General features: G+C 59.1%; 7 protein-coding genes. 2 read left to right on the top strand and 5 right to left on the bottom strand.

Annotated elements, in window-relative coordinates:
* Positions 1-120: 120 nt before the first annotated feature.
* The 3 genes from O6929_00930 to O6929_00920 are packed head-to-tail and all read right to left on the bottom strand — an operon-like array spanning position 121 to position 2,887.
* Positions 121-936: an ABC transporter permease gene (locus O6929_00930; protein ID MCZ6478959.1), complete on the bottom strand. Its 816-nt coding sequence runs from the start codon at positions 934-936 to the stop codon at positions 121-123.
* Positions 933-1,688, bottom strand: a complete 756-nt coding sequence (locus tag O6929_00925) for an ABC transporter ATP-binding protein (protein MCZ6478958.1) — start codon at positions 1,686-1,688, stop codon at positions 933-935. The genes O6929_00930 and O6929_00925 overlap by 4 nt, the downstream gene beginning before the upstream one ends.
* A 2-nt stretch (positions 1,689-1,690) precedes the next feature.
* On the bottom strand, positions 1,691-2,887 hold the full coding sequence (locus tag O6929_00920) for a glycosyltransferase family 4 protein (protein MCZ6478957.1): 1,197 nt from the start codon (positions 2,885-2,887) through the stop codon (positions 1,691-1,693).
* A 190-nt stretch (positions 2,888-3,077) separates the two neighbouring features.
* On the opposite strand from O6929_00920, the gene O6929_00915 reads away from it, so the two are divergent.
* On the top strand, positions 3,078-3,815 hold the full coding sequence (locus O6929_00915) for an HAD family hydrolase (protein ID MCZ6478956.1): 738 nt from the start codon (positions 3,078-3,080) through the stop codon (positions 3,813-3,815).
* A gap of 88 nt (positions 3,816-3,903) precedes the next feature.
* Positions 3,904-4,743 carry a DUF4115 domain-containing protein gene (locus O6929_00910; GenBank protein MCZ6478955.1) on the top strand — a complete coding sequence of 280 codons (840 nt, stop codon included), beginning with the start codon at positions 3,904-3,906 and terminating at the stop codon, positions 4,741-4,743.
* Between the two features lie 37 nt (positions 4,744-4,780).
* Here the strand turns inward: O6929_00910 and O6929_00905 are convergent, their stop codons facing one another.
* The gene (locus O6929_00905; protein MCZ6478954.1) at positions 4,781-5,368 is read right to left on the bottom strand and encodes an iron transporter; all 588 of its coding nucleotides are present in this window, start codon (positions 5,366-5,368) and stop codon (positions 4,781-4,783) included.
* 4 nt (positions 5,369-5,372) lie between these two features.
* Positions 5,373-6,166 (bottom strand): HTH domain-containing protein (locus O6929_00900; protein ID MCZ6478953.1); only part of this gene is annotated, 794 nt, incomplete at its 5' end.

The following is a 6,166-nucleotide window of genomic DNA, read 5'->3' as shown; positions in this document are numbered from 1 at the left end:
GGGGAAAGAACGAGCGTAACCTGTTGTGCTGACAGGTGATTTGCGACTGCTGTTAACGTATAGCTTTTGCGGTCATCGGACTTCGGCGAGCTTAGTCGAGCCGTCGTCGGTCAACGATCATTAATAGTGGGCGAGGCTTCCATCGCGCTTTGCTCGTCGGATTGCGGCGGCAAAGCTAAATAGGCCAAGCGGAAGGAGGACGGCAGCCAGGAATGCCAGGGGCAGAATCTCACCTTGAAGCGTAGAGAGCGATGCCCCCCGGTAAACCGCCAGCTGCAGCCCGCGGACGGCGTACGTGACTGGTATGAGTGCCGACAGTGCCTGTAGCCAGTCCGGCAGGACCTCCACGGGAAAGTAGACGCCACCCAGGAGTCCCGCGACACCCTGGAAGACCCATGCAACAGGGTTGCCGCGCTTGAAGACCAGGATCACACTTGCCGCGAGGAGCCCGAGGCTGTTGAACGAGACCACTGCGAGCAGAAGGATAACAGCCACCGAGAGGAAGTTTGCGTTGCCAACCGGGGCTCCCAGGAGGACGGCTCCGAGCAGCAGATACCCAGCCATCTCGCCACAGGCATAGAGGATCCCCGAAAGGGAGAGCCCAACGGCGAGCGTGGAAGGGCGGAGCGGTGTTGCAAGAATGGCCTCGAGCGTTCCCATGACCTGCTCCCAACTGACCTGCGCGGACAGGCCAGAGATTCCTGTCCCCATGAATGAAAAGAGTGCAAGTCCAAGCAAGACATAGGCGAAGTACCCAACCCCATACGGCCTCAGGTACCCGACAACCTCTTGCCCAAAGAGGCGATCGATAAAGAAATAGATCAGTAGGCCGCTCAGAACCTCGATAAATGATAGCGCGGTGGCGAACCGGTAGCTGACCATTAACAAGTAGTCCTTGGTCAAAAAGCCGAGGAGCGTTCTCCCGACCGTTCTCATACCCGCTCCTTTGTAAGCTGATGAAAAACGTCCTCCAGGCTGCCCGTTGCGAGCCCGGCTATGCCTCGAAGCACATCTAGTGTTCCGCATCCGCGGATCTGGCCCTCTTTCATGATCGCGAGCTCGTCGCCGAGTGCCTCGGCCTCGGGGAGATTGTGCGTGGCGATAACTACGGTCTTTCCCAGATGTCGGGCCAGCCTCTCACGGATAAAACCCCGAAGGCCCTGTGCCAAAGCCGGGTCCAGGCTCTTAGTGGGCTCGTCAAGGAGCAAGACAGCCGGGTCGTGCAACAGCGCCCGGGCGATCAGGATCCGCTGACGGATTCCGGCGCTGCTTTGCTGGATGGATTGGTCAAGGGGAATCTCCAAGATTTTGCCAAGCTCATCGATGCGCTGCCTCGCCTCTTGGCGGCTTAGACCGTGTAGCGCTGCAAAGAACTCGAGATTGCTCCGTCCGGAAAGACGGGCGTAAAGGCTTCGGTCGTCCCCGAGGCTGACGCCTACTAAGCTTCTCGCCCGCCCATTCTCTTGAATTATGTCAAGACCACAGATCTTTGCGTTGCCGGCCGAGGGAAGGACGAGCCCCGCCAGGATCCTGAGGAGGGTGGTCTTGCCGGCCCCGTTCGGGCCCAAAATAGCGAGGACCGACCCCGCCGGGACGCTCAGATTCACGCCATCGACGGCGACTGTTCCGGAACTCCACCCTTTTTTAAAGACTTTCGTCAGGTTATGCGTCTCAATGGCAAAACCCATGCCTATCCTTTTCCCCGCTCAGGACATCCCGTGAGGTTGAGGAGCTCCTGTTCCAAGCGCTCGACGATCCGATCCCAGCCGAAGCGTGCCGTACCATAGTCCCGGCAGCGCTGCCTTAGGTTCTCGTAGCCTTGCGGATCGGCCTGGGCCCTGTCCAGGTGCTCTAGGATTCCGCCGGCGATGGCTTCAGGCCCAATTCCTTCGAATAGGAGATCCGGCTGAAGCTCGTTCAATATCTCCGGAATCGCCCCCACCGGCGTCCCCAGGACCGGCGTTCCGCAGGCGAGTGCCTCGACCACCACAAGCCCAAAGCCTTCCAGGGCCTGCGTAGGGACGAGGAAGAAGTCGGCCGCCTGGTAATAGGTCGGCAACCGTTCGTCCGGGATATAGCCCGCGAAGCGGACCGAGGTCTCCAGTCCTAATTGCTTGGCTAACCCCTCGAGATCGGCTTTCAACGGACCCTCCCCACCGATGATCAGATTCACCTGGCTTCTTTCCTTGGACACCTCCTGCATCGCATATAGGAGGTGATCGATCCCCATACGGGGCTCGAGGTTCCGGACTGTGAGGAGGAGGGGTCCTTTGGACGGTAACCGGAGGCTAGCCTTCGCAGCTTGTCGGTCCTCGGCGGGCCTAAACCGATCGACGTCTACCCCTCCAGGGAGACAGGTCACCCGATCCGCAAATCGGGGGTGCGCCTTCACAACCCGATCCGCCATAAAGTGGCTCAACACAAAGATCCGCTTGCAGGTCCTCAAGACGAAATGCTCCAGGGTCCGGCGGAGAAACCTTCCACCTATCGCTATTCCAGATTTCGGATCAGGACCCCGAGCCGCGTATTCCTCGGCCCAGGGAGAATGAAATACATATACCTTTGGGATGGACCGGTTCCCTCGCGCCACCGTGACTCCGAAGGCCGAAAGGGGCTGGTGAAAAATGAGGACGTCGAAGGAAATTTTGGAGGAGAGAGACTGAAAGAGTCGGCGCGAGCCCAACAAAGAACCGAAGGATCGCTGGTACCGGTAGACCTGAACACCCTGCACCTCCTCGCTTGCCTTCGCTCCTCCATCGGGGATTCCGGCAATGAGGTGGACGTTGTGGCCTCGCTTATAAAGGCCCAGGCAGTGGGCCGCCAGGACGCGCTCTGCGCCACTGACCTTGCCCTGAAGATCGGCATCCGCGACGACCAAAACGTTCAAGAGGTCCCCTTCTTGTGTAACAGGGTGGTGTGGAACGACCGGCGGGTGCTCTTATCAGTCGTCCGCGACGATCTGCAACAACCGTGCCCGCATAAGGTTTTTGGCCGTAAGGGCTTGATTTCTGCCCTCTAGGGTTGTCTCGGCAAAAGGAGGTGTGGTACCGTAGGAGAGACGGGGGCGAGGAAGCGCTGTGATTCAAGCAATTACCTTTGATTTGTGGGATACTTTGATTCGGGAGACTCCCGAGTCGGGCCGGAAGCTCAAGGAGGCCAGGATTCGGAGTCTGTATATGTTCCTCCAGGGTCTGGAATACCCGGGCACCCTCGAGGAGGTGGGGGCAGCACATGAAAGGGTGGGGGAGTACCTCCAGGAGACCTGGGCGCGGAATGTCGATGCAGGATCTGAGGAACAGGTCCAGTTCTTCCTCGCGGCCCTGGGTGATGGGTGGCAGGTGCCCCAAGACCGCATGGCCCTGGCCAACCTGGAGTGGGCGTACGTATCACCAGCACTACAAGCCTTGCCCGTGCTTACTCAGGGAGCGGCCGAAGTACTCACCGGGCTGGGGCAGCAATACCGATTGGGCCTCATCTGTAACACCGGCCGGATCCCGGGAACGATGCTCAAGATCATCCTCCAGCGTCTCGGGATTCTGGAACATTTCGAGGTCCTGACCTTTTCAGACGTGGTCGGAGTCCGAAAGCCAGACCCACACATCTTCCATCTGACCCTTGAGCGACTGGCCGTCCCCCCGGACCGCGCGCTTCATATCGGGGATAATCCCACCACCGATGTCCTTGGGGCACGGGGGGTAGGGATGTGGGCGGTCCTCCTGGGTTCACCCGAGGTTTCCCTGTCGGATGACAAAAAGGTGCGGGCCATTGAAGCGCTTGAGGAGTTCCCTCAGATCCTCCAAGAGGTTCAGGGTTGAGGGTTCAGAGTTCAGAGGTGGGCATGGTGAAAGGATTTTTCCCTGAACCATGAACCGTGAACCCTGTACTATGCACTGTGAGGCGTAAGTGGTGAACCGAGATACGATCCAGATGGAGCAGGAAAAGAAAAGGACGGTTGGCCAGCTCCTGCGGGAGGCCCGGGCGGCCAAAGGGATCAGCCGCGAGGAAGCGGCAACCGCGACGCGCATCAGACCCGTCTTCGTTGACGCCATGGAAGAGGATGACTACCGCCTCCTTCCCGATGAACGCTATCTCCTCCGGTTTCTCGGGGAATACGCGTCATTTCTCGAACTGGATCCCCAAGAGATTCAACGCCGCTTCTCGCAACAGATCCACCGAGGCTCCAGTTCGCTCGCGGTCTTTCCAGCGAAGCGGACCGTTACCCTGTCCCTTCGCCGGGTGGTTCTGGGACTCGTTCTGCTGGCGTTCTTTATCCCCTCGGTCTTTATCGTGCTCTCCCTTCTCACCGAGGAGCCTCAGAAGACCCGGGGACCCGAGTCTCCTGAAGAATCACAATCGGTAAGAGTTACGCCCCCCGTGGAAACACCTCCCAGCATCCCAGAGACCGTGACCACAAGTCCCATCACCACGGCCGCCCCCGCCTTGCCTGAAAGGCCTGTACCCTCGGATGCACCGGGGGAGGGGCACACCCTACGTGTGGAGGCCAAGGAGATGACCTGGATGCTGGTTACGATTGACGACGGGGAGACCCAGGACGTTCTTCTCCAGGCTGGAGAAACCTGGGTGTGGCATGCTCAGCAGGGCTTTGTCGTGACCGTTGGAAACGCCGGCGGCGTGGCGCTCGCCCTGGACGACCGTCCACTCCCGCAGCTAGGTGAAACGGGACAGGTGATCCGGAACCTCCGCCTCCCCGAGGAAGGATCTTCCCCCCGTGAAGTGCCGTGAAGCTCGCAGTCCTGACCGGACCCTCCCGGTGCATGATCTATTTCTTTGATTGCTTGTAGTCGAACGTGTATTCCAGACTAAAGGCATCCCACCACTCCGGTACCCCTGTTTCCTTGTCAGTATGCCGAGCCAGGCCTCCGGTAGATGGGTTTTCTATTGTATAGACCAGCTTGTATTTTCCGGGCCTGAGCTTTATGTTTCTGCCATAGTGGGGCCCATCTTTGGCCACCATTTGCCAGAGAAGGCCCTTTTGCTCTTCGTCTGTTTTGAGATTGCGAAGCCTGTAGAAAACAGTAAGGTATGGTATCCACTCTCCCGCACCAAAGCCGTGCTTATTATCCTTCGTGGCGTGGATATCCGCCTCCAGATGGATAACTGTTCCTTCTTCTCTTGGAACACCACCCCAGTATTCATCCTGGGAGACAGCAGGATCAATATAGACAGCGGCGATCTCCATCCCGTGCTTCTCTAATGGTTCCCCTATTAGAAACTCCTCGGCCCTTGCCAGGACAGCAAAAGAGAAGACCATCATTAATCCCATTAGTCCGTTCGTCAGGACCAATGCACCGCTCCGTATGGCGATGCTCCCGTGCTCGAGTCTCATCTCTTTCCCAGCGTTCATCATCCCCCTAACCTCCATCCGGTGGCTGGCTGCTATTCCCAACGAGACGTTTCACGCGGACCAAATCCTTGATGGTTATGCGGAGGTGTCTGCCTCGCTGGATGGCTGGAACCTGACCAGCGATCACCAGAGTCTTTAGGCGACGTGGGGACAGATCCAGGTAGCGGCTCGCCTCCGTGAGACTGAGACAGAGTTCTTCCAGGCCCGTCTCCTGGACCCCCGTCGCATCTGGGGTTTCCCGCAGGTAGGCCTTTGCCAGATGGTTTTTTTCGATCAGGTACCTCTTCCGGTGGGCATCGTACTCGATAAAGACACCAGCTTCCTTGAGGGCCCGAAGGTCTCGATAAATGGTCTTCGTCGTGAAGCCCAGCTCTTCTGCAAGCAGGCTGGCGTTATAGTTACTAATCAGAGCATAAAATAGATAACAAACTGCTGATCCTGATGTATACTCAGCTTCATGAACCTCAAAGACGCTCGATCGCTGCCATCGGCCGCGCAAGAGGACCTTCGGTTCCGCGTGGTCCGGGCGGTAGAAGGCGGGATGAGCCAGACCGCGGCGGCTGGCGTCTTCGGGGTGGCGCGGGGCACGGTCAACCAGTGGGTCCAGCGGGCACGCACGCGCGGGTCGGAGGGCCTCAAGGCGAAGCGCCGCGGGCGCCCGGCGCAGCCGCGGCTCACCCCGCGCCAGACGGCGACGGTGGTGCGGACGATTGTGGGCAAATGCCCGGACCAGTTGCGCTTTCCGTTTGCCCTGTGGACGCGCGAGGCGGTGCAGCACCTCTTGGCCGAGCAGTGTGGCCT

Source organism: Candidatus Methylomirabilota bacterium (assembly GCA_027293415.1).
Lineage (GTDB): Bacteria > Methylomirabilota > Methylomirabilia > Methylomirabilales > CSP1-5 > CSP1-5.
This window is presented reverse-complemented; position numbering and strand designations above follow the sequence as displayed.

Bases quoted from the DNA above. Each gene is read 5' to 3' on its own strand.
- O6929_00905 (MCZ6478954.1), bottom strand. From the start codon at position 5,368: ATGATGAACGCTGGGAAAGAGATGAGACTCGAGCACGGGAGCATCGCC.
- O6929_00925 (MCZ6478958.1), bottom strand. From the start codon at position 1,688: ATGGGTTTTGCCATTGAGACGCATAACCTGACGAAAGTCTTTAAAAAA.
- O6929_00930 (MCZ6478959.1), bottom strand. From the start codon at position 936: ATGAGAACGGTCGGGAGAACGCTCCTCGGCTTTTTGACCAAGGACTAC.